Here is a 20,827-nt window from a genome sequence, read left to right on the forward strand (position 1 = left end):
TTTTTTGTTAATCAGCTCTTGAAAACCCTGCCTTCGGCCCCATTTTTCTTCCCAGCGAGTCAGACAAGAGGAATGTGGAACCATGACCACCCAAACCCATGGTTTTCAAACCGAAGTACAGCAACTGCTGCAATTGATGATCCATTCTCTGTATTCCAACAGAGATATTTTTCTGCGCGAATTGATTTCCAATGCCGCCGACGCGGCGGACAAGCTGCGTTTTAAAGCCCTGGAAAACGCCGACCTTTACGAAGGTGACGGCGACCTGAAAGTGCGCATCCGTGCTGACAAAGATAAAGGCACCTTGACCATCAGCGATAACGGTATCGGCATGACCGAAAGCGAGATCGTTGAGCACCTTGGCACCATTGCCAAATCGGGCACCAAGGCCTTCTTCCAAAATCTCTCGGGTGATGCCGCTAAAGACTCCCAGCTGATTGGCCAATTTGGGGTGGGTTTCTACTCCGCCTTTATCGTTGCCGACGAAGTGGAAGTGCACAGCCGCGCCGCCGGTGAAAAAGCCGGTGTCATGTGGCGCTCCAAAGGTGAAGGCACTTTTGAAACCGGCGCCAGCGACAAAACCAGTCGTGGTACCGACATCATCCTGCACCTTAAAGAAGACGATAAAGACTTCTTAGAAACCTCTAAGTTAGAAGAAGTCATCCACACCTATTCCGACCATATCGGTGTGCCGGTAGAGCTTTACAAGCCCGGCAAGGAAGAAGGGGAAGAGGGCGGTTTTGAAGCCGTTAACCAAGGCACGGCGCTGTGGACCAAAGCCAAGAGCGAGGTCAGCCACGAAGAATACGTGAGCTTTTATCAGCATATATCCCATGACTTTGGCGAGCCGCTGACCTGGAGCCACAACAAGGTGGAAGGTAAGCACGAATACACCTCTTTGTTGTACGTGCCGAAAAAAGCGCCTTGGGATCTGTACCAGCGCGAGCGTCAGCACGGCCTTAAGCTGTATGTGAAACGTGTTTTCATCATGGACGACGCCGAAGTTTTCTTGCCGCAGTACCTGCGTTTTATCAAAGGGTTAGTGGATTCTGCCGACTTGCCGCTCAACGTTAGCCGCGAAATTTTGCAAGACTCCAAACTGACTCAGTCGATGAAAGGCGCCATTACCAAGCGCATTTTGTCGATGCTGGAAAAGCTGGCTAAAGACAAGCCGGAAGAATACAACGAGTTTTGGAAGAACTTCGGTACCGTGCTTAAAGAAGGGCCGGCCGAAGACTTTGCTAACCGCGAAGCGGTAGCCGGGTTGCTGCGTTTCTATTCCACTCACTTTGATGACACCGAGCATCTGGTGAGCCTGGATGAGTACCTCGAACGCATGCCAGAGGGCCAAGACAAAATTTACTACGTGGTGGCCGACAGCTTTAACGCCGCGCGTTTTAGCCCACACCTGGAAGTCCTGCGTAAAAAAGGCTTTGAGGTACTGCTGCTGAGTGAGCGCATCGACGACTGGATGATGAGCCATCTCAGCGAGTACAAAGGCAAAGCCTTTGCTTCTGTCACCCGTGGTGAGCTTGATATTGAAGCCAGCGACGAAGAAAAAGCGGCCGAAAAAGCCATTGAAGGTGTGCTGGGCCGGGTTAAAGAAAGCCTGGCTGACAAGGTCACCGAGGTGCGTTTTACCCACCGCCTGACCGATTCGCCAGCCTGTGTGGTAACCGACGAGAACGGCATGTCCAGCCAAATGGCAAAACTGCTGGCCTCTGTTGGCCAGGCCGCACCTGAGGTCACTTACATTTTTGAATTAAACCCCGAACACCCGGTGGTCAAATCCTTGGATGGCCGTGAAGGCGAAGCCTTTGATGACACAGTGGCGTTATTGTTCGAGCAAGCCTTGCTCGCCGAACGGGGCAGCCTGGAAGATCCTTCCGGTTTTGTGAAGCGGCTTAATAAGTTGATGCTACAAGGCGTCTAAGCTGTACAGAGTGAAGGGCAGCGAATGCTGCCCTTGTTCTTTCCTTCATGGCTTTGGCTGTGTACCCTATCGGGCAAGAACAGCACACTTTTCGGCGCGATTTCCTTTAAAGGTTTGAAATGGAACACCTTTAAAGAACTTATGCAGCGACCTTTAGCCACAAGCTAACCCTGTCGCGTCCGCTTTATCATTAAATAAGAGAGCCATACATGCGCATTATCCTGTTAGGCGCCCCTGGCGCAGGGAAGGGCACTCAGGCCCAGTTCCTGATGAAAAAATTCGGTATTCCTCAGATCTCTACCGGCGACATGCTGCGCGGCGCTATTGCCGCTGGCACCCCGCTGGGCCTGGAAGCCAAAAAAGTGATGGATGCCGGTCAGTTGGTTTCTGACGACATCATTATCGGCCTGGTAAAAGAGCGTATTGCCCAGGACGACTGTAAAAACGGTTTCCTGCTGGACGGTTTCCCGCGCACCATTCCGCAAGCCGATGCCATGAAAGACAATGGCGTGGCCATTGATGTGGTTATCGAGTTTGATGTGCCTGACCAAATCATTGTTGAGCGTATGGCAGGCCGCCGCGTCCATTCCGCCTCTGGCCGCGTTTATCACGTGACTTACAATCCGCCGAAGGTGGAAGGTAAAGACGATGAAACCGGCGAGCCGCTTATCATCCGTGATGACGACAAAGAAGAAACCGTGCGTAAACGCCTGGCGGTTTACCACGAGCAAACCGAACCTTTGATCGGTTACTACCAAGCCGAAGCCAAACAAGGCGCGGTTAAGTATCTGAAAATCGACGGTACGCAAGCGGTTGAAGCGGTAAGCAAACAGCTTTCCGAACAGCTTGATTGAGAAAAAAGGCCCCGATAAGGGGCTTTTTTTTCGTATCCTAATGACGTAATTCGATTTTTTGGCCGTATAACCTCAGCCAGAATGATGAAGAGGATGCGACATGGCCTACAAAGGCAGCCCCCAGTTTACCCATGGTCAGCCCCAAAAAATTGGGGTGTTGGTGACCAACCTTGGCACCCCCGATGCGCCAACCAAAAAGGCACTGCGCCGCTATTTAAAAGAGTTTTTATCCGATCCGCGTGTGGTGGAAATTCCCAAGCCGATTTGGTGGCTCATTCTTAACGGCATCATTCTTAACACCCGTCCGGAAAAGTCGGCCCACGCCTACCAAAGCGTTTGGACCGAGCGCGGCTCGCCGTTGTTGTATCACACCGAAGATCAGGCCAAAGCCCTTGCCGAACGTTTTAATAGCGAACACGGCGATAAGGTCGAAGTGGCCTTTGCCATGCGTTATGGCAAGCCCTCTATTAACGACGGTGTACAGCAATTAATGGACAAAGGGGTAGACCGGCTGGTGGTGTTGCCGCTGTATCCGCAATATTGCGCCAGCACCAGTGCCTCGACCCTGGACAAGTTAAGTGATGACCTGCGCCGCCGCCGCTGGTTGCCGCAGCTGCGGTTTATCAGTCATTACCATGACTTTGGCCCTTACATTGAAGCGGTTGCCAACAGCATTGAAGCACATTGGGCCGAACATGGCCGCGCCGAGAAGTTACTGCTGTCTTTCCATGGCATTCCCAAGCGCAACCTCAAGCTTGGCGACCCCTATTTCTGCGAATGCCAGAAAACGGCAAGGTTGCTGCGCGAGCGCCTTGGCTTGGATGAAAAGCAGCTTCTTACCACCTTTCAGTCGCGCTTTGGTAAGGCTGAATGGCTCAAACCCTATACCGATGCCACCCTCAAAAAGCTGGCAAAAGACGGGGTTAAATCGGTGCAAGTGGTTTGCCCGGGTTTTTCAGCCGATTGCTTGGAAACCATTGAAGAAATTGGTGTTGAAAACCGCGGCTATTTCTTAGAAGGCGGCGGCGAGCGCTACGAGTACATCCCGGCGCTAAACGCCAGCAGCGGCCATATTGACGCCCTCTACCAGCTTATCTGCCAGAACATGAGCGATTGGCTGGCAGCACCGCTGGAAAACCATCAACCGCAAGCGGCGTTAGCCAAAGCCTTAGGCGCCAAACGCTGATAAATTGCAAGGCCGGTCGCCTTTGGCGGCCCGGCTTTTTGTGCTGTTTTTGATAGAAATCGTTTTCCCAAAAACAGAGCGGTGAGTTGTCGTTCAGCTTCTGCTACTATCGCCGCCCTCAAAGGGTTCCTTGAGTAGGTCAGATGAAATTCCCCGGTCAGCGCAAGAGTAAGCATTTTTTCCCGGTTGAAAGCCGCGATCCGCTGCTCAGCGAGTTGTCGCCCCTGAATAAACCCATTGCCAGCCATATTTGTGGCATCGATCAGGTGATGGTTGATATCGAAGCCCATGTCCCCGACAGCTTTTTGGAGAAATACCAACTTTCCAAAGGCCATTCGATGTTAATTGACCCGGCTAAAGCCGCTGCTATTTATCAGGAGCTGACCGAGCAAAACCTCATTGTGTCGGAATTTGCTGGCGGCACTATCGGTAACACGCTGCACAACTATTCGGTGCTGTCTGACGACCGCTCGGTGCTATTTGGGGTAATGAACGAGTCCATTCGGGTGGGCAGCTCTTCCTACCGCTACCTGTGCAACACCTCATCGAAGGTTGACCTTAACTTTCTGCAACCGGCCACCGGCTCTATTGGCCAATGCATTACCCTGATAGCCCCCGATGGCGAGCGCAGCTTTGCCATCAACAAAGGGGTTATGGATCTTTTAGAAAGCCACTACCTTGACCAAACCATGGTGCAAACCGGTTCGGCGTTGGTGATTTCCGCCTATTTGGTGCGTTGTGAAGACCACGAACCAATGAAGGCCACCACCTTGCAAGCGGTGGCTTGGGCCAAGAGCGCTGGTGTACCGGTGGTGTTGACCATGGGTACCAAGTTCATTGTTGAAGACCGCAAAGACTGGTGGCGCGATTTTATTCGCGACAATGTGACCGTGGTCGCCATGAATGAAGACGAAGCCCAAGCCCTAACGGGTGAAGCCGATCCGTTGCTGGCCTGTGAAAAGGTACTGGACTGGACCGATATGGTGCTGTGCACCGCCGGCCCTCTAGGCCTTTATTTGGCCTCTTATGTCGATGAAGAGCAAAAGCGGGAAACCAATCGCCAGCTGTTGCCGGGCGCCCTTGCCGAATTTAACCGTTATGAGTTTTCGCGGCCGATGGCCAAGGGTGACTGTGAAACGCCGCTTAAGGTCTATACCCACATCTCGCCTTATATGGGCGGCCCCGACAGCATCAAAAACACCAATGGTGCCGGTGATGGCGCCCTGGCGGCGCTATTACATGATATGGCCGCCAATGATTATCATCGCCTTAATGTGCCGGGTAGCTCGAAGCACATGGTCAAGTACCTGGCATATTCATCGCTGTCGCAGATCAGTAAATACGCCAACCGGGTCAGTTACGAGGTTTTGGTGCAACATTCACCAAGGCTGTCAAAAGGCCTGCCAGAGCGCGAAGACAGCCTGGAAGAAGCTTACTGGGATAGATAAAACGCGCCCTTGGGCGCGTTTTTACTTTTCGTTGCTGGCGTTTTGCATGCGCTGGGCAGTGGTTTCCATGGCGCTGGTGTAGAGCTTCATGATTTTATTGACCGCATCGGAGCCGCCAGCCAAGACGGTGCCGCTTAAGAGCACGTCCAAGGTCACAAAAAGGTGATGTTGCCAGGGTTGGCTGGGCATGGCTTCGACCAAGCTGCCTAAAATACGCACCCCCACCAGTGACACTAGGGTGCCAATGGTCAGGCCAATCCATTGTGCCATTTGCCTGGACTGTGCCCGGTACAAAGTGCGTTGGTGCTGCAGCTCTGCCAGGGCTTTTTGCTGGGGCTCGATGCTATTGCCCTGGGCGGCTTTTAATGCCTCTTGGCGCTGGCGCAGCTCAAGATCGAGCTTATCCGCGCCGCTACTTCGCCAGGTAGATAAAAAGATCTCGGTGGCTCTTTCCACCAACAATGAGATAAGCACCAGATAGCCAAACAAGGCCGGTACATTGGTAATGGCGTCGGGTTTGAAGTTAAGCACTTGTGGCGTTGAAAAATAGGTGGTGGCCGCAAGGCCAACAATAATAGCGGCGCCGCCAATTCGTCGCAGTGACATGACAGAGTCCCTTCCTTTTTAAACATCAATAATGGAGAGGGCACTAAAGTGATAGGTTGCGGCAAAAGTGTCAACTTCAATGCTAATTTTCAAAGGGTTTCGATACTTAGCGCCAAGCGCGCTAAGATAGGTCCCTCAACAAGCATAGGTATTTAAACGCTTTCATGAATAACAACAACGGTGCCGACCCTTTCGAGGAGATCCGCCCCTATCAGGATGATGACGTGCCAGCGGTACTGGCCGGTCTTTGCAGTAACCAGGAATTTATCGAGCTTATTAGCCGTTACGAATTTCCCCGTTTAGATAAATGGCTGCCTTTTTTCACCCGGCGAATTGTCCAAAAACAGCTTACCCAGCGTTTGGGCGGCATTAAGGACGTGGCGGGTTTTCAAATTCAGATCCGCGACTTTCTATCAAAAGACTTAGCGAAAACAGCCGACGGCGTGAGCTGGTCGGGGGTGGACGGCCTTGCCAAGGATAAGCCGTATTTGTTTGTCTCCAATCACCGCGACATTGCTCTTGATCCGGCGCTGGTTAACTGGGTATGCCACCAGGTGGGCATGCAAACCGCCCGCATTGGTATTGGCGATAACTTATTGAAAAAGCCCTACGTTAATGACCTGATGCGGCTTAATAAGAGCTTTATCGTTAAGCGCTCAGCCAAAGGCGTGCGTGAGCTTGCGGCGGCGATGACGGTGCTGTCGTCTTATCTTGATAGCAGTATTCAAACCGGCCATAGCGTTTGGATAGCCCAGCGTGAAGGCCGCGCTAAAGACGGAAATGACCAAACCGATCCGGCGCTGTTAAAAATGTTTTATTTAAGCCACCGCAAGCAGCGCAGCTTTGCAGAAATGGTCGAGCGGCTCAACATAGTGCCGGTGGCCATCAGTTATGAATTTGACCCCTGCGATCGCTTAAAAGCCAAAGAGTTGGCCACCCTTGCTCGTACTGGCTGCTATGAGAAACAGCCTTATGAAGATTTACAAGCCATGGCGATGGGGTTCACCGGCCACAAGGGGCGCATTCATGTCGGTTTTGGCACACCGGTAAGCGGCGAAGGTATTGAGGGGCCGGACCAACTTGCTGCCATTATCGACCAGCAAATTCATCACAACTACAAACTGTTCCCGACCCATTTGTCGGCAGCGGGCGAGGGCGACTTAAGCTGGTTTAAGGCCCGTACTCAAGGGATGAGTGATGACGAAAAAGCCTTGATGCAAGCCGCTTACGCCAGGCCGGTTATTAACGCCCGGCAAACCGGCTAAATAGTCGCCTTTGGGGTGGCAGCGGGTATTGATGACTGACAGCCACACAACGCTTGGCATCATCAATCAATACCTGGCCCCAAGCTTTACTCTATGCCAGGGCTGTTGCTGGCTAGGGTAAAGCCAAACCGGCAGCCAGTCGCCACGTTTTCGGCAATCCTTGCTTTGTTCGCGCCTTAGTAGTTGCTACCCAATGGCAAGCTGATATAAAAACGCGCGCCGCCAAGGCCGTCTGCCTGGCTAATGGTCAGTTGGCCATGGTAGGAAGCGACAATATCGGCCACCACCGCCAAGCCAATACCTTGGCCGGGGTTGCGCGAATCAGCCCTGACGCCGCGCTGTAAGATGCTTTCGCGTTTGTCGACCGGCACGCCCGGGCCATCGTCATCAATTTGCAGCTGCAGGTGTTGGCGCTGTTTTTTCTCACCTTCCAGGCTCAAGGTGACTTTTACCTGGCACACGCAAAGCCTGAAGGCGTTTTCCAGCAGATTACCCATGACTTCCATCAGGTCACCTTCGTCACCGTCAAAGTAACAGTCATCGGCGGCATCCAGCTCCACATCAACATCTTTGGCGGCGTACACCTTGGTTAGCGCCCGGCACAGTTTTTCGGCCATGGGTTTGGGGTCGATACGGCTTTGGGCTATGCCTTGGCGGCCGACCACCGCCCTTTTTAGCTGGTAGGTGATGGTGGTATTCATCCGCTGCGCTTGCTCGATAATATCGGCCAATGGATCTTTGGGGACATCGGGCAGGCTTTCTAAACTTTGTGCCGAGGCCTGAATGGCAGCCAGCGGCGTTTTCAAACTATGCGCCAGGTCGCCCATGGTGTTTTTCAGGCGTTCACGAGACTCGCGCTCCCGGTACAACAGCGCGTTTAGGGGCCGGGTGATGCGGGAAATTTCCATTGGGTAATGGTGCGACAGCTGGCTTCTGTCGCCGCTTTTCATTTCTGACAGCTCGCCTGCCAAAAACCGCAGCGGCTTAAAGCCCCAGCGCAGTGTCCAGGTGATCACCAGCAGCATTAAAAACAGGCCACCTGTCATCCACAGCAGCACAATAGTGGCAAAGCGTGAGGCATTGCTTTGGTAGATTTTGTCTTGGTACATGGTCACCAAGGTGTAGTCCTTGATGGTGTTGCCAACGGGCTGGCGTACCGAAAATTCGTAAATAAAGAAGCCTTCACCCTGCAGTTTCTTGTGGTAGAACTTGCGGTTGAGGTTGTAGAACACTGGGTGCATTTTAAAGTCGTAGCGATAGCTCGACAGCGACTGCCAAATCAGCTTGCCGTGTTCATCAAAGATAAGGCCAATATACGGCGATAACGGCTGGTTATAGTTGGGGTTAACCAGTTCATTAGGGAGCCAGCCGGTGCCTTGGGTGTCTTCCAAAAGTGCAATCAATTCATTGGTGTCTTGCGACAAACCGCGCTCAATATTGGCTTCGGTTGCACTTTGATAAGACTTGATAATGGCAAAACTCACAAAGGCCAGAAAGACCACCACAGAGACTGTGGTGGCCAACATCACTCGACCTTTGAGGGAAAGCGGACGCACGTAGCGAATACCTTTTATCTATCTATACCGAGGCTATCTGGCTGACAGTGTACAGGTTTTTACTGGCAAGTTAGCCGGAACATATAGCCTTGGCCACGAATGGTTTCGATTGGCGACAGGGCGTTGTCAGGATCGAGCTTTTTACGCAGACGGCCAATCAATACTTCGACCACGTTTGAGTCGCGCTCGATATGGTCATCATAAAGCTGTTCCACCAAACGCTGCTTGCTGACCACTTCCTGATGATGGCGCATCAAAAATTCCAGCAGTTTATATTCATAGGCGGTCAAGGTCAGCGGATCTTCCTCACGGAAGGCCTGCTTTTTAGCCAAGTCCAGCTTGAAGGGTTCGGCTTCAATGGTGGGGCTGGCAAAGCCGGCTGCACGCCGAGACAACGCCTGCAAACGGGCGATAAGCTCTTCCATCTGGAAGGGTTTGACCAAGTAGTCATCGGCACCGGCATCCAGGCCTTCGACCTTGTCTTGCCAGTTACCACGGGCGGTTAGGATAATGATCGGGAAGGTTTTGCCTTCTTCGCGGAAGGTGCGAATAAGGGTAATGCCGTCCATGCCGGGCAGACCCAAGTCGATAATGGCAACATCCAGTTCGTACTCTTCAGCGAAGAAACGGGCTTCTTCACCATTAGGCGCAGCGTGCACACCAAAACCGCGTTCAGACAGTTGCACCTTCAAGTGGTGGCGCAGCAGGTTATCATCCTCAACAACTAAAACTTTCATGGGGCCTTTCTCCCTGATGTAGCGTTGAAATCAGGTTAGGTAGGAAGCTGAACGAAGACAATCTCTAAACCTGAACGGCGACAGCGCTTGTTCAGCTTTCTCATTCATTTTCAAAATTGCTAAGGAGTGCCAATGACTCGCCTTTATCTGCACAGTTCGATGAGTGATAGCCGTCAATGGCGGGCTCTGGAGCAGGTCTTCCCTGGTGTACTGCACGATTTTTATGGTTATGGCCAGGCACCAGTAGCACCAACTGGCCCATTCTCATTTGACGTTGAATGCGCAAGAATAACAATTAATGATGAAATGACGCTTGTGGGACATTCTTATGGCGCGGCAGCAGCCTTGCATCTTGCCGCAAAGTATCCGCAAAAGATAAAAGCGTTGTGCCTTTATGAGCCGGTTGCCTTCTGGCTGCTCGATAAAAATAGCCCTGAGCGCCAGCAGGCTGAAGCCTTGTCGCACCGCATGGCCGAAATGGATGCGGCCAGTGCTGCCAGAGCTTTCGTTAACTACTGGAGTGGCGATGGCGCATTTGAAGCGATGAGTGCGTCAAGCCAGCAAAAACTGGCTAGCCAAACCCCGAAAGTGATGCAAGATTTTGAAGCCCTGACCGGCGAGCAAAGCGACCCTGCGCTGATTAAGGCGCCGCTGCTGCTACTGGTCGGGAAATTTACCCCGGAGCCGGCCAAAGCCGTTGCCAGAGAGTTGGCTCGCCGCTTAGCGCAAGCGGAAATCGTTGAGGTAGAAGCCGGGCACATGGGCCCCATTCAGATGCCGGAAAAAGTGTTACCGCTGATGGCGGAATTTTTAAAACGCTACGGTTGATAGCCGTCGGTTAAGGTGCCAAGGAAGGCTTCAATATCCTCGATCTCCTGCTCATTAAGGGCGGGTTTGTCCCCCGGCTTACCGCCAAATGGCGGATCCATATTGATGTTCTTCCAATACTTTTTCGGCAGATCGTTGAATTTTTCAACCTTGCCGTCCGGCCCTTTCGGATACCAGCGGCCAGGGTTTGTGTCGCGGGTGGCATAAAAGGCGATGGCGTCGTGCAAATTGGTAATGACACCGTTATGAAAAAAATGCGTTTGCAATGCCACATTGCGAAGGCTGGGAGCGCGAAATAAACCGCAATAACGGGCTTGGTGAGTAAAGTCTTTACGCATCGGCCCGCAAAGGCCCAGGTCGTAATAGTTTGGATTTTGGTTTTTGCTAATGGCCATATTGCGTGGCAGGCCCAAGGCAATCATGCCGTAGTCGGTAAATTTGGGCGGCGCGCCGGTGGCGTCATGGCTGGAAAAATGGCAACTGGCGCAGTTACCTTTCTTGGGGTCGTTAAAGAGTGCCAAGCCGCGTTTTTCCTGGGCGGTAAATTGCGCTTTACCGGCTTCTACGGCGTCAAATTTACTGCTGTAGGGGTAAAAGATGGGGCTGTGCAAAAAGGCCGCCAGGCTTTCGGTGGCTCTTTTGACAATAGCGTTATTACTGGCCAGCCGGGTTTGGCTAAAAATGGCTAAAAACTGCGGCCAGTAGGGCGCCGCTTTAATGGCGGCGGCCAGGGTATCAATATTGCCCGCTGCCATTTCGTTGTGAGCAAACAGCGGAATAAGTGCCTGGTCTTTGGCGCGGTCTACCCGGCCGTCCCAGGTCAGGCCACCGGTGGCACCGTTGTCGATGCTGTCGTTACCGTCATCTTCAAAAAAGTGCTCGGTAAAGGCGGGAATATTTTGGGTGTAGGTGAGACTAGGTACCGCGCGGTCACCGATTTGCTGCAGCTTTTTGCCGCCCGGCATTAAGGCGACCGGCGAGCTAAAGGCAAGGCGCTGCTGGTGGCAGCTACTGCAGCTAATGGCTTTTGACCCTGAAAGGCTGGGGTCATGAAAGAGCGCCGAGCCGAGCTTTTGCATCGCCAGCACCTGTGCTTTGCGCTCGGCAATGGCTTGGCGCTGCATTGCCTGTATTTGCGCTGCTGTTTCTGCCCAGGCGCACTGCGCCAGTGTCCATAACACCAGCAACCATCCCCAACGCATTGATAACCCCCTCTACATCGAGGGCCTATTTTTGCAGCTTGTCGTATTACATCAACCCTAAGACGCCGCAACAGGCGACCTTTTTATCGGTTTTGCGGCACAATAGGACTTTGTGCGTTTAACAGGATGACAATGATGAAGCCTCTGATGTTAAGTCTTGTCGCCGCAACCCTGGCATTGGCCGGTTGCAGTGGGCAGGAAAAGGCAACCGCGCCAGCCAGCGCTGACTTATCAAAGATTGATAACGTGGTGGTGATTTTTGGTGAAAACCGCAGCTTTGATAACCTCTACGGCCTTTTCCCCGGCGCCAACGGCATCGCCAATTCCCTAAAACAAGAGAACTACAAGCAGCTGGATAGGACAGGGCGCCATGCACCGGCCTTTTTACCGCCGGCCTGGGGCGGCCTGACTGGCCCAGGCGTGACGCCGGTTATTACCGAGGAAATGACCGAGCGCCTACCCAATGTGCCGTTTCAAATTAACGATCCGGGCGGCTTCAACTTGGGCGTGAATGTGCGTACCCGTGACTTGGTGCACCGTTTCTACCAAAACCAGATGCAAATTGATGACGGCCGCAACGACAAATTTGTGGCGTATTCTGATGCCGGTGCCCTAGTGATGGGCTACTACGACGGCTCTAAATTGCCGCTTTGGCAAATTGCCAAGCAATACACCCTGGCCGACAACTTCTTTATGGGCGGTTTTGGCGGTTCCTTCTTTAACCATATCCGCCTGGTTTGTGCCTGCTCGCCTTATTATCCGCATGCTGACAAGAGCCCGGCCAAAGACAAAATTGCCGTGGTAAATCCCGACGGCGTGAGTTTAAAAATTGCCGCCAACAGCCCAAAAAGCGACCTGCAAGGGCCGCCGAAATTTGTAAACGACGGCGCCCTGACACCGGATTTTTACGCGGTTAACACCATGCAGCCGCCTTACCAGCCAAGTGGTGTAGCTCCGGCGCCGGGCGGTGATCCTCGCTTTGCCGATCCTAACGATCCCCACACGCTGCCGCCGCAAACCCAAAAGCATATCGGCGATATGCTCGACAGCCGTAAGGTAAGCTGGGCCTGGTATTCTGGGGCCTGGGATGCCGCGTTGGCCGACCGCTCTCTTATCTACAAGTTTCCGAAGCCGAACTTCCAGGCCCATCACCAGCCCTTTAACTACTTTAAAGACATGGCGCCGGGCACCGAAGAGCGCAAGGAACACTTAAAAGACGAAAAAGACTTCCTGGCAGCGATTAAAGCCGGCAACCTGCCTGCGGTCAGCTTCTATAAACCGCAAGGCAATCTTAACCAGCATTCCGGTTATGCCAACGTTTACGATGGTGACAAGCACATTGCTGACATCATTCATAAGCTGCAACAAAGTCCGCAGTGGAAGCACATGCTGATTGTGGTGACCTACGATGAAAACGGCGGTTATTGGGACCACGTATCACCGCCGAAAGGTGACCGCTGGGGTCCTGGCAGCCGTATTCCGGCTATCATTGTGTCCCCTTATGCCAAGCGCGGTTTTGTTGACCATCAGTTCTACGACACCACTTCTATCTTGCGCTTTATTACCAAGCGCTGGCAGTTGCCTGAGCTAAAAGGCCTGGTGATCCGCGATGAGGCATTAAAAGCCAATAACTCGCCGGCGCTGGGCGATCTAACCCACGCCTTGGATTTATCGGATAAATCCTGAGTGATAAAAAACCCCGCTTCGGTGGGGTTTTTTCTTCAGTGGCGGCTTTCAAGCACCTTAACCACGTCCTTTAGGCCAAGGCCGCGCACTCTTAAGGTGAGCAATAGGTGATATAAAAGGTCAGCGCTTTCCCCCAGCAAAGCCTCGTCACTTTCCGCAACGGCGGCCAGCGCCACTTCTACACCTTCTTCGCCGACCTTTTGCGCCACTTTATTGATGCCTCGGGCGGCCAGTTTGGCGGTGTAAGACGACTCTGGCGCATCTTTTAGGCGCTGGCCTTGGATCGCTTCAAGCTCGGCTAAAAATGCCAGGTTGGGTTTGGCATCACCAAAGCAGCTATCGGTGCCTAAATGGCAGGTAGGGCCAGCCGGTTCTGCTAGCACCAAAATGCTGTCGTTGTCGCAATCGGTGTGTACTGACGCCACCTTTAAGACGTTTTGCGAGCTTTCGCCTTTTACCCACAGCCGCTCTTTGGAACGGCTATAGAAGGTCACCAATTGGCTTTCGATGGTTTGTTTTACCGCCTCAAGGTTCATATAACCTTGCATACGAATTTGCCCGGTGGCCCGGTCTTGAATGAGGGCGGGTAACAGGCCGTCACCCTTAGCAAAATCCAGTTCGTTTACGTTATCCAATGTCACTTTCACGGTCTAACCTCCTGACCTTGTGCCAGCAGCCATGCTTTTAAATCGGGAATGGCAATCATGCCTTTGTGAAACACCGATGCCGCCAGGGCACCATCAGCGCCGGCCTCAAAGGCGTCTTTAAAATGTTGCATTTCGCCCGCGCCGCCTGACGCGATAAGCGGCAGGCGAGTGGCAGCACGCACTGCCGATAATTGCGTTAAGTCGTAGCCCTTGCGCATGCCGTCTTGGTTCATCATGTTCAGCACGATTTCACCGGCGCCGCGCTGCTCGGCTTCGCGAACCCAATCGAGAGTAGCGCGGCCAGAGGTGCGGGCTTTGTCTTCGCGGCCGGTGTATTGCCAGACTTGCAGCTCGCCGTCGTCGGTCACAAAAGAGTCAATACCGACCACCACGCACTGGCGGCCAAATTCTTGACTGAGCTGGTTAATAAAGTCGGGGTTTTCCAGTGCCGGGCTATTGATGGACACCTTGTCGGCGCCAAACGCCAGCAAGGTGCGGGCATCTTCGATGCTGCGAATACCGCCGGCGACACAAAAAGGAATGTCCAGCACTTCGGCCACCGCTGACACCCAGGATTTGTCGACCACCCGGCTGTCAGAGCTGGCGGTAATGTCGTAGAACACCAGTTCGTCGGCGCCGGTTTCGCTGTAGCGTTTGGCCAAATCGACGATGTCGCCCACCACTTCGTGGTTTTTAAATTGCACCCCTTTGACTACCACGCCGTCGCGAACGTCCAGGCAGGGAATTATGCGTTTTGCCAGCATGCGCTTGCCTCCTCAAGGGTGAATTTGCCGTCTAAAAGGCTCTTGCCAAGAATGACCCCTTGCACGCCAGCGGCCTTTAATGCGGGCAGCTCTGCAAGGCTTGCCACGCCGCCAGAGGCTTGCAGGGCAATGCTTGGGTAGCGCTTGGTCAGCTCGCTGTATAGCTCGGCATTGGCGCCGGTTAAGGTGCCGTCGCGGTCGATGTCGGTAATTAAAAAATGCTTGGCACCATTTTCGGTGAAATACGCCAGCAGGCTGTCGAGGTTTTGCTGGGCTTTTTCTAACCAGCCATGGCTGGCTGGGTACCAATCGCTGCCGTCAAAGCGCACATCAAGGGCCAGCACCAGCTTTTCCGGGCCTATGGCGTCAAGCCAGCCAGCAACCAAGCTGGGGTTTTTAATGGCAAGGCTACCTACCACCACACGATTAGCGCCAAGGGCCAACAGCTGCTGTACGTCTTCAAAACAGCGCACGCCGCCGCCCACTTGAATTGGCAGTGGCGACTGGCGAATTACATCACGAAGGGCGCTCCATTGGCGTTTGGCGGCATCGCGGGCACCGGATAAATCCACCAGGTGGAAATACTCAGCGCCGGCGGCGGCGTAGCTGGCAAAGCGCTCGGCTGGCTCGGCGCCATAGCGGGTAACCTGGCCGTAGTCGCCTTTAAAAAGCCGTACTACCTGGCCATCGAGAATATCCAAGGCCGGGATCAGCATGGTTCTTTCTCCAAAAAATTCTGCAGCATAATGGCGCCGCTTTTGCCGGAGCGCTCCGGGTGAAACTGCGAACCAATGACGTTGTTATGGGCGATGACTGCCGAAAAGGGCTCGCCGTGCTCACTTTGGGCCAGGGTGTAAGGGCCTACCGGCACCATGAAGCTGTGCACAAAATAGAACCAGTCATTCTCGTCGATGCCGTCAAAGATGGGGTGAGGCTTAATGCACGAAAGCTGATTCCAGCCCATGTGCGGCAACCTTGGTGCGTCCAGTTCCCGCACTTCGGCATCAATCAGCCCCAGGCAGTTAACGTTGGACTCATGGCTGTAGCGCGTGAGTAGCTGCATCCCCAGGCAAATGCCCATCACCGGCTGGGTAAGCTCACGAAGGGTTGCGGTCAGGTCGCGCGCTTCAATGCTGTTCATGGCGGCGCCAGCGGTACCAACGCCGGGTAAAAACACCCGGCGGGCAGCTTTGATGGTGGCTAAATCTTTGGTGACCACCGGCTCTTTACCTAAGCGCTTAACGGCGTTAAATAAGGAGCGCAGGTTGGCGCAGCCGGTATCAAGAATAACGATCACAAGGCCCCCTTGGAGCTTGGCAGCTCGGTGCCGGCTGTTTTACTGACCGCTTGGCGCAGTGCCCGGGCAAAGGCTTTAAACAGCCCTTCAACCTGGTGGTGGGCATTGCCGTCGCTGGCACTTAAATGCAGGGTCATACTGGCGGCATCACTAAAGCTTTTGAAAAAGTGCGGCACCATTTCGGTGGCCAGTTCGCCGACGTGGTCGCGGCTGAAGTTAACGTCCACTTTGCAAAAGGGGCGGCCAGAAAAGTCCATTACCGCTTCGGCGCGGCATTCGTCCATTGGCAGCACAAAGCCATAGCGGCCGATACCTTGCTTGTTACCCAGTGCCTTTTTAACGGCTTCACCCAATGCCAAAGCACAGTCTTCAACGCTGTGGTGGTCATCAATATGCAAGTCGCCGTCGCAGTTAAGGCTTAGGGTAAAGCCGCCATGCACAGCAATTTGCTCGAGCATATGGTCGAAAAAGCCGATGCCGGTGCGAATGGCGGCTTTGGGGCCACCGTCGAGGTCAACAAACACATTGATGTTGGTTTCGCGGGTGGTACGGGTAACTTGTGCCTGGCGTGGCTGCTCCGTTAATGCCTTGGTGATTTGTCCCCAGCCTAATGTCTGCGGGTTGTATTGAAAGGCTTTAACGCCCATGGCTTCGGCCATGGCCACATCGGTAGCCCGGTCACCAATAACGGCGCTTTTGGTAAAATCGACCAGCCCTTCGGTGAGGTAGTGGCGCACCAAACCCAACTTGGGTTTGCGACAACTGCAGTTGTCGGCGTCAAAATGCGGGCAAATCAGCACCTCTTTAAATTTCACCCCCTGGCTTTCGAGGATTTGCATCAAAAGGTCGTGGGGGCCTTGAAAGGTGGCACTGGGGTAGCTGTCGGTGCCAAGGCCATCCTGGTTGGATACCATCACCAGTTCATAACCGGCCTTTTGCAAGGTGAGTAGCGCCGGAATAACGCCGGGCTCGAGCTTTAATTTTTCAAAGCTGTCGATTTGAAAATCGTCCGGCTCGGTAATAAGGGTGCCGTCGCGGTCGATAAAAAGAATGGGCTTAGCCATTAATGGCCTCCTGTACTTTGGCCATTTCGTCACTGGAACCTATGGAAATGCGGGTTTTGCCGGCGAGCTTACGGGCCAGTACGCCCCCTGCCAGTAATTGCTCAAAAAGGGCCTCGCCGTCCACCAGAATAAAGTTGGCCGACGAAGGAATGATTTGGTAGCCCTTGGCTTGTAGGTTTTTCACTAAGGTGGCGCGCAGGGCGTTAACTTCCCGCACCCTGTCGCGCATGACGGCCAGGCCTTGGTCGGTCATCGCCTGGCGGGCAATAGCGGCCACCGGTACCGCAATGGGGTAGGGGGCCAGTACCTTGGCAAGCAAAGCAATCACTTCTTCGTTGGCGAGCACCATACCTAAGCGCAGGCCCGCCATACCAAAGGCTTTTGAAAAGGTGCGAAGCACTACCAGGTTGGGGTAGTCGGCAATCCAACTGGCGACGCTGTCGGCTTCACTAAATTCAATATAGGCTTCGTCCACCACCACCAACGCCCGGTCAGAGGCTTTATCTAACAGTGCTTTAAGATCGCTTTTCGCCATCATTTCGCCGGTTGGGTTATTGGGGCGGCAAACGAACACCAGTTTGGCGTCGCTGATATCGGCTTCCAATAAAGACACCGTGGTTTTTACCGCTACCGCGCAGGTTTCGGCGGTAATGGCGTACATGCCGTAGGTGGGGGGCTGAATTAAAATGGCATCCAGCTCCGGTTCGCAAAAAGTGCGGATCAATACTTCAATGCCTTCATCGGCGCCGCGGGTAGCCAAGAGCTGCTTGGGGCTAAGGCCGCAATAACGGGCGTAATCGGCAATAAGGTCGGTGGGCTGGGCGCCGGGGTAGCGGTTGATGGCACCGTCAAAGCTGGCATTAACCATGCCGCCAGCTTCGTTGGCGTTAACAAACACCTGGGCCTGGCCACCAATGCGGCGTGCTGACTGGTAAGGAACCAATTCACGAATGTTGGGACGCGCCAAGTCAAAAATACTCATGCCTTATCCTCCAGGCGAACAGTTACCGCCAATCTGTGGGCATCCAGACCCTCGGCATCGGCCAGGGCGATTAGCGTGGGGGCGAGGCTTTCAAGGCCGGCTTTTGACAAGGTTTGTACCGTGTAGCGGCGCATAAAGTCCAATAGCCCGAGGCTGGAATAGCTTTTGGCCAAGCCATAGGTTGGCAATACGTGATTGGTGCCTGAAGCGTAATCGCCAGCCGATTCTGGGCTATAGGCGCCGACAAAAATAGACCCGGCATTTTTCAGGCGGCCCAGCAGCAGCTCGGCGTTCTCAAGTTGTAAAATCAAGTGCTCTGGCGCGTATTGATTGGCAATGGCAACCAATTGAGCTTCGCTTTTCACCACCAGCGTGCGGCTATTTTCTAACGCCTTTAAGGTAATGGCCTGGCGCGAAAGGGTTGCCGTTAAGGCCTCCAAAGCCTGGTTAACCGCGTCGGCCAGGGTTTGGCTGGTGGTTACCAGTACTACCTGCGAGTCGGGGCCGTGCTCGGCTTGGCTTAAAAGGTCGGCGGCGACAAAGCGCGGATTGGCGTTTGCATCGGCCAATACCATGACTTCTGATGGGCCGGCGGGCATATCAATGGCAATGCCATCGAGCGCCACTTGGCGTTTGGCTTCGGTCACAAAGGCATTACCGGGGCCGAAAATTTTCACTACCGGTTTGTCGCCGTAAGCCATGGCGGCAATGGCTTGAGCGCCGCCTAAAGCCAATACCTGCGGAATACCGGCTAAAGCGGCGGCAGCCAAGATGACATCGGGCACTGGGCCTGGGGTGGCCAAAACAATGTCTTCAACGCCGGCCAGCCGTGCTGGAATGGCTTGCATTAAAACCGACGAAGGCAGTGGTGCCGAACCGCCCGGTACATAAATGCCAATACGCTCAAGGGCCTGCCAGCGCTGCTCGCACACCACGCCTGGCAGCGTTTCAACGCTTACCGCTTGTGGCCGCTGCGCTTCGTGAAAGCGGCTAATGTTCTCGGCGGCTTGCTCTAACGCCTGGCGAAGAGAAGGGCTAATGCTGGTTAAGGCGTCTTTGGTGGCAACCCAGCGTGGCCCTTGGTACTTATCCAGCTCTTTGGCGTAGCGTTCCAGGGCACTGGCCCCTTGGTTTCGTACCGCCGCCAAAATATCGGTAACGATGCTGCGAACATTGGCGCTGTCTTTTTGCGCTGGGCGAGTCAGCAAACTTTGTTGCTGTTGTGGGCTAAGGGCGGCCCAATCGGTAATGGTTAGCATGGCTTAATCCAACATTTTCTCGATGGGCAGCACCAGAATGCTTGAGGCGCCAAGGGCTTTTAAGGCTTCCATGGTTTCCCAGAACAGGGTTTCGCTGGCTACGGCATGCAGTGCCACTTTTACCTCTTGGCCGGCGAGCGGCAAGATGGTTGGGTTTTCAGCGCCGGGCAGCAATTTAACGATTTCGCTGAGTTTGTCTTTGGGGGCGTGCAACATGATGTATTTACTTTCGCGGGCGCTCAGTACCCCTTTAAGGCGGGTCATCAGGGTGTCTATCAGCTGCTGTTTGGCCGGTTCAAAGGCTTGCTGGCGGGCGATAAGTGTGGCTTGCGAACGGTAAATCACTTCGACTTCTTTCAGGCCGTTGGCTTCTAGGGTGGCACCGGTAGACACCAAGTCACAGATTGCGTCGGCAAGGCCTGCGCGGGGAGCCACTTCCACAGAGCCGTTAAGTTGGCAGTTCTTAAAGCTGGCACCTTTCTCGGCTAAGTAGCGGCCCAATAGGCGAGGGTAAGAGGTGGCGATAATCTTGTTATTTAAGGCCTCGGCGCTGGCAAATACCTCGTCTTCTGGAATGGCCAGCGACAGACGGCATTTGCCAAAACCCAGGGCTTTTAATTCGCGGTAGCTGGCCGGTAAATCGTCGGCTTTGCGCTCTAGCTCCACTTCTTCCAAGACGTTTTGGCCAACGATACCCAGGTCAATGATGCCGTCCATTACCAAAGCGGGAATGTCGTCGTCACGTACCCGCAGAATGTCGATAGGAAGATTTTCGGCGTGGGCTATCAGGCGGTTGTCACGCATGACAAATTTAACGCCCAATTGTGAGAGTAGTTTTTCACTGTCGCGGCTTAAGCGACCGGATTTTTGGATGGCAATGCGTAAACGGCTTTTATCGGTAGTCATGATCGTTGTTCCAGTAAGTAAAAACCCCGGCTAGGTGTCCTGCCGGGGTTTTACGTCTGGTGCTGTGACCGTGACATCCGCCGGAAGGACCATAGCCTTCCAGACGAATATCCTCCTGAAGGCTACTCGGTGGCGTGATGATGATGCACGGTGTTCAGGAGGACAGTAATCATTTGCGTAAATATGCGCTCGTAAAGTTTGTGCATTCACCATAACCGAGTTGGTTATTGATTGACAACCCCTAAAGACCATGAAATTTTGGACGATAAATGAGCAGAGGTGATGACGATGATCAACTTAGATCCGTTTTTGCCCTTTCTGCCCAAGCCGAACCCGGAGCCCACGCCGCCGGAGCGCAGGGTACAGGAAGTGCAGAAAACGCAGCCCGCAGCAAAAGCCGAGGCGCATCCTGATACGGTGGCCGAAACGGCCGATCGGCAAAATAAACGCCGTGAGCGCCAGGACCGGCGCAAGCGCAAACGCAAGGGCGAAACCATGCATTATTATGACCGGCGCGGCATTGATGTCGAAGACGAAGACAACAGCGCCCCAGACGTGGATCTTTTTGCCTAATCCCCAGCGTGGTAAGCTCGGCGGCCTGTTTCGC

General features: G+C 53.8%; 20 protein-coding genes. 8 read left to right on the plus strand and 12 right to left on the minus strand.

Features of this window, described 5'->3' with window-relative positions:
- Positions 1–82: 82 nt before the first annotated feature.
- From htpG to DW350_RS06290, 4 genes are all read left to right on the plus strand, one after another.
- Positions 83–1,933, plus strand: coding sequence for a molecular chaperone HtpG (htpG, locus tag DW350_RS06275; protein WP_115718054.1), 1,851 nt, complete (start codon positions 83–85; stop codon positions 1,931–1,933).
- A 209-nt stretch (positions 1,934–2,142) separates the two neighbouring features.
- Positions 2,143–2,787: an adenylate kinase gene (gene adk / locus DW350_RS06280; RefSeq protein ID WP_115718055.1), complete on the plus strand. Its 645-nt coding sequence runs from the start codon at positions 2,143–2,145 to the stop codon at positions 2,785–2,787.
- A 100-nt stretch (positions 2,788–2,887) separates the two neighbouring features.
- A complete protein-coding gene (hemH, locus tag DW350_RS06285; protein ID WP_115718056.1) occupies positions 2,888–3,973 on the plus strand; it encodes a ferrochelatase in 1,086 nt (361 codons plus the stop codon).
- 143 nt (positions 3,974–4,116) lie between these two features.
- Positions 4,117–5,421 (plus strand): inosine/guanosine kinase, encoded by a 1,305-nt coding sequence (locus DW350_RS06290; RefSeq protein ID WP_115718057.1) that lies wholly within the window; start codon positions 4,117–4,119, stop codon positions 5,419–5,421.
- 21 nt (positions 5,422–5,442) lie between these two features.
- Here DW350_RS06290 and DW350_RS06295 read toward each other — a convergent pair whose 3' ends face one another.
- Positions 5,443–6,027: a hypothetical protein gene (locus tag DW350_RS06295; protein ID WP_115718058.1), complete on the minus strand. Its 585-nt coding sequence runs from the start codon at positions 6,025–6,027 to the stop codon at positions 5,443–5,445.
- 164 nt (positions 6,028–6,191) lie between these two features.
- On the opposite strand from DW350_RS06295, the gene DW350_RS06300 reads away from it, so the two are divergent.
- Entirely contained in the window at positions 6,192–7,292 is a 1,101-nt protein-coding gene (locus tag DW350_RS06300) for a lysophospholipid acyltransferase family protein (protein ID WP_115718059.1), read from the plus strand.
- 176 nt (positions 7,293–7,468) lie between these two features.
- Here DW350_RS06300 and DW350_RS06305 read toward each other — a convergent pair whose 3' ends face one another.
- Both DW350_RS06305 and DW350_RS06310 read right to left on the minus strand, forming a co-directional pair.
- On the minus strand, positions 7,469–8,818 hold the full coding sequence (locus DW350_RS06305; protein ID WP_115718060.1) for an ATP-binding protein: 1,350 nt from the start codon (positions 8,816–8,818) through the stop codon (positions 7,469–7,471).
- 89 nt (positions 8,819–8,907) lie between these two features.
- A complete protein-coding gene (locus DW350_RS06310) occupies positions 8,908–9,585 on the minus strand; it encodes a response regulator (protein ID WP_115718061.1) in 678 nt (225 codons plus the stop codon).
- 132 nt (positions 9,586–9,717) lie between these two features.
- Between DW350_RS06310 and DW350_RS06315 the strand changes: the two genes are divergently transcribed.
- Positions 9,718–10,413 carry an alpha/beta fold hydrolase gene (locus tag DW350_RS06315; protein WP_115718062.1) on the plus strand — a complete coding sequence of 232 codons (696 nt, stop codon included), beginning with the start codon at positions 9,718–9,720 and terminating at the stop codon, positions 10,411–10,413.
- Here the strand turns inward: DW350_RS06315 and DW350_RS06320 are convergent.
- A complete protein-coding gene (locus DW350_RS06320) occupies positions 10,404–11,615 on the minus strand; it encodes a cytochrome-c peroxidase (RefSeq protein WP_115718063.1) in 1,212 nt (403 codons plus the stop codon). The two genes, DW350_RS06315 and DW350_RS06320, sit on opposite strands and share 10 nt — an antisense overlap.
- A gap of 147 nt (positions 11,616–11,762) precedes the next feature.
- On the opposite strand from DW350_RS06320, the gene acpA reads away from it, so the two are divergent.
- The gene (gene acpA / locus DW350_RS06325; protein WP_226911402.1) at positions 11,763–13,301 is read left to right on the plus strand and encodes an acid phosphatase; all 1,539 of its coding nucleotides are present in this window, start codon (positions 11,763–11,765) and stop codon (positions 13,299–13,301) included.
- A gap of 35 nt (positions 13,302–13,336) precedes the next feature.
- Here the strand turns inward: acpA and hisIE are convergent, their stop codons facing one another.
- From hisIE to hisG, 8 genes are read right to left on the minus strand one after another with little or no spacing between them, the layout of a single operon-like run.
- Entirely contained in the window at positions 13,337–13,948 is a 612-nt protein-coding gene (hisIE, locus tag DW350_RS06330; RefSeq protein WP_115718065.1) for a bifunctional phosphoribosyl-AMP cyclohydrolase/phosphoribosyl-ATP diphosphatase HisIE, read from the minus strand.
- A complete protein-coding gene (hisF, locus tag DW350_RS06335; RefSeq protein WP_115718066.1) occupies positions 13,945–14,712 on the minus strand; it encodes an imidazole glycerol phosphate synthase subunit HisF in 768 nt (255 codons plus the stop codon). Before hisF ends, hisIE begins: the two co-directional genes overlap by 4 nt.
- A complete protein-coding gene (locus DW350_RS06340; protein WP_115718067.1) occupies positions 14,694–15,428 on the minus strand; it encodes a 1-(5-phosphoribosyl)-5-[(5-phosphoribosylamino)methylideneamino]imidazole-4-carboxamide isomerase in 735 nt (244 codons plus the stop codon). The genes hisF and DW350_RS06340 overlap by 19 nt, the downstream gene beginning before the upstream one ends.
- Positions 15,422–16,009, minus strand: a complete 588-nt coding sequence (gene hisH / locus DW350_RS06345; protein WP_115718068.1) for an imidazole glycerol phosphate synthase subunit HisH — start codon at positions 16,007–16,009, stop codon at positions 15,422–15,424. Before hisH ends, DW350_RS06340 begins: the two co-directional genes overlap by 7 nt.
- A complete protein-coding gene (hisB, locus tag DW350_RS06350) occupies positions 16,006–17,073 on the minus strand; it encodes a bifunctional histidinol-phosphatase/imidazoleglycerol-phosphate dehydratase HisB (RefSeq protein ID WP_115718069.1) in 1,068 nt (355 codons plus the stop codon). Before hisB ends, hisH begins: the two co-directional genes overlap by 4 nt.
- Positions 17,066–18,055, minus strand: a complete 990-nt coding sequence (gene hisC, locus DW350_RS06355; protein ID WP_115718070.1) for a histidinol-phosphate transaminase — start codon at positions 18,053–18,055, stop codon at positions 17,066–17,068. The genes hisB and hisC overlap by 8 nt, the downstream gene beginning before the upstream one ends.
- Entirely contained in the window at positions 18,052–19,314 is a 1,263-nt protein-coding gene (hisD, locus tag DW350_RS06360; RefSeq protein WP_115718071.1) for a histidinol dehydrogenase, read from the minus strand. The genes hisC and hisD overlap by 4 nt, the downstream gene beginning before the upstream one ends.
- Positions 19,315–19,317: 3 nt before the next feature.
- On the minus strand, positions 19,318–20,220 hold the full coding sequence (gene hisG, locus DW350_RS06365; RefSeq protein WP_115718072.1) for an ATP phosphoribosyltransferase: 903 nt from the start codon (positions 20,218–20,220) through the stop codon (positions 19,318–19,320).
- Between the two features lie 279 nt (positions 20,221–20,499).
- Between hisG and DW350_RS06370 the strand changes: the two genes are divergently transcribed.
- Entirely contained in the window at positions 20,500–20,793 is a 294-nt protein-coding gene (locus DW350_RS06370) for a hypothetical protein (RefSeq protein ID WP_152032943.1), read from the plus strand.
- The last annotated feature ends 34 nt before the right edge of the window (positions 20,794–20,827 follow it).

This window comes from Gallaecimonas mangrovi (assembly GCF_003367375.1).
Lineage (GTDB): Bacteria > Pseudomonadota > Gammaproteobacteria > Enterobacterales > Gallaecimonadaceae > Gallaecimonas > Gallaecimonas mangrovi.

Bases quoted from the DNA above. Each gene is read 5' to 3' on its own strand.
- acpA (WP_226911402.1), top strand. From the start codon at position 11,763: ATGTTAAGTCTTGTCGCCGCAACCCTGGCATTGGCCGGTTGCAGTGGG.
- hisD (WP_115718071.1), bottom strand. From the start codon at position 19,314: ATGCTAACCATTACCGATTGGGCCGCCCTTAGCCCACAACAGCAACAA.
- hemH (WP_115718056.1), top strand. From the start codon at position 2,888: ATGGCCTACAAAGGCAGCCCCCAGTTTACCCATGGTCAGCCCCAAAAA.
- adk (WP_115718055.1), top strand. From the start codon at position 2,143: ATGCGCATTATCCTGTTAGGCGCCCCTGGCGCAGGGAAGGGCACTCAG.
- htpG (WP_115718054.1), top strand. From the start codon at position 83: ATGACCACCCAAACCCATGGTTTTCAAACCGAAGTACAGCAACTGCTG.
- hisG (WP_115718072.1), bottom strand. From the start codon at position 20,220: ATGACTACCGATAAAAGCCGTTTACGCATTGCCATCCAAAAATCCGGT.
- DW350_RS06315 (WP_115718062.1), top strand. From the start codon at position 9,718: ATGACTCGCCTTTATCTGCACAGTTCGATGAGTGATAGCCGTCAATGG.
- DW350_RS06340 (WP_115718067.1), bottom strand. From the start codon at position 15,428: ATGCTGATCCCGGCCTTGGATATTCTCGATGGCCAGGTAGTACGGCTT.
- DW350_RS06290 (WP_115718057.1), top strand. From the start codon at position 4,117: ATGAAATTCCCCGGTCAGCGCAAGAGTAAGCATTTTTTCCCGGTTGAA.
- DW350_RS06320 (WP_115718063.1), bottom strand. From the start codon at position 11,615: ATGCGTTGGGGATGGTTGCTGGTGTTATGGACACTGGCGCAGTGCGCC.
- DW350_RS06310 (WP_115718061.1), bottom strand. From the start codon at position 9,585: ATGAAAGTTTTAGTTGTTGAGGATGATAACCTGCTGCGCCACCACTTG.
- DW350_RS06305 (WP_115718060.1), bottom strand. From the start codon at position 8,818: ATGTTGGCCACCACAGTCTCTGTGGTGGTCTTTCTGGCCTTTGTGAGT.
- hisC (WP_115718070.1), bottom strand. From the start codon at position 18,055: ATGAGTATTTTTGACTTGGCGCGTCCCAACATTCGTGAATTGGTTCCT.
- hisF (WP_115718066.1), bottom strand. From the start codon at position 14,712: ATGCTGGCAAAACGCATAATTCCCTGCCTGGACGTTCGCGACGGCGTG.
- hisB (WP_115718069.1), bottom strand. From the start codon at position 17,073: ATGGCTAAGCCCATTCTTTTTATCGACCGCGACGGCACCCTTATTACC.
- DW350_RS06300 (WP_115718059.1), top strand. From the start codon at position 6,192: ATGAATAACAACAACGGTGCCGACCCTTTCGAGGAGATCCGCCCCTAT.
- DW350_RS06295 (WP_115718058.1), bottom strand. From the start codon at position 6,027: ATGTCACTGCGACGAATTGGCGGCGCCGCTATTATTGTTGGCCTTGCG.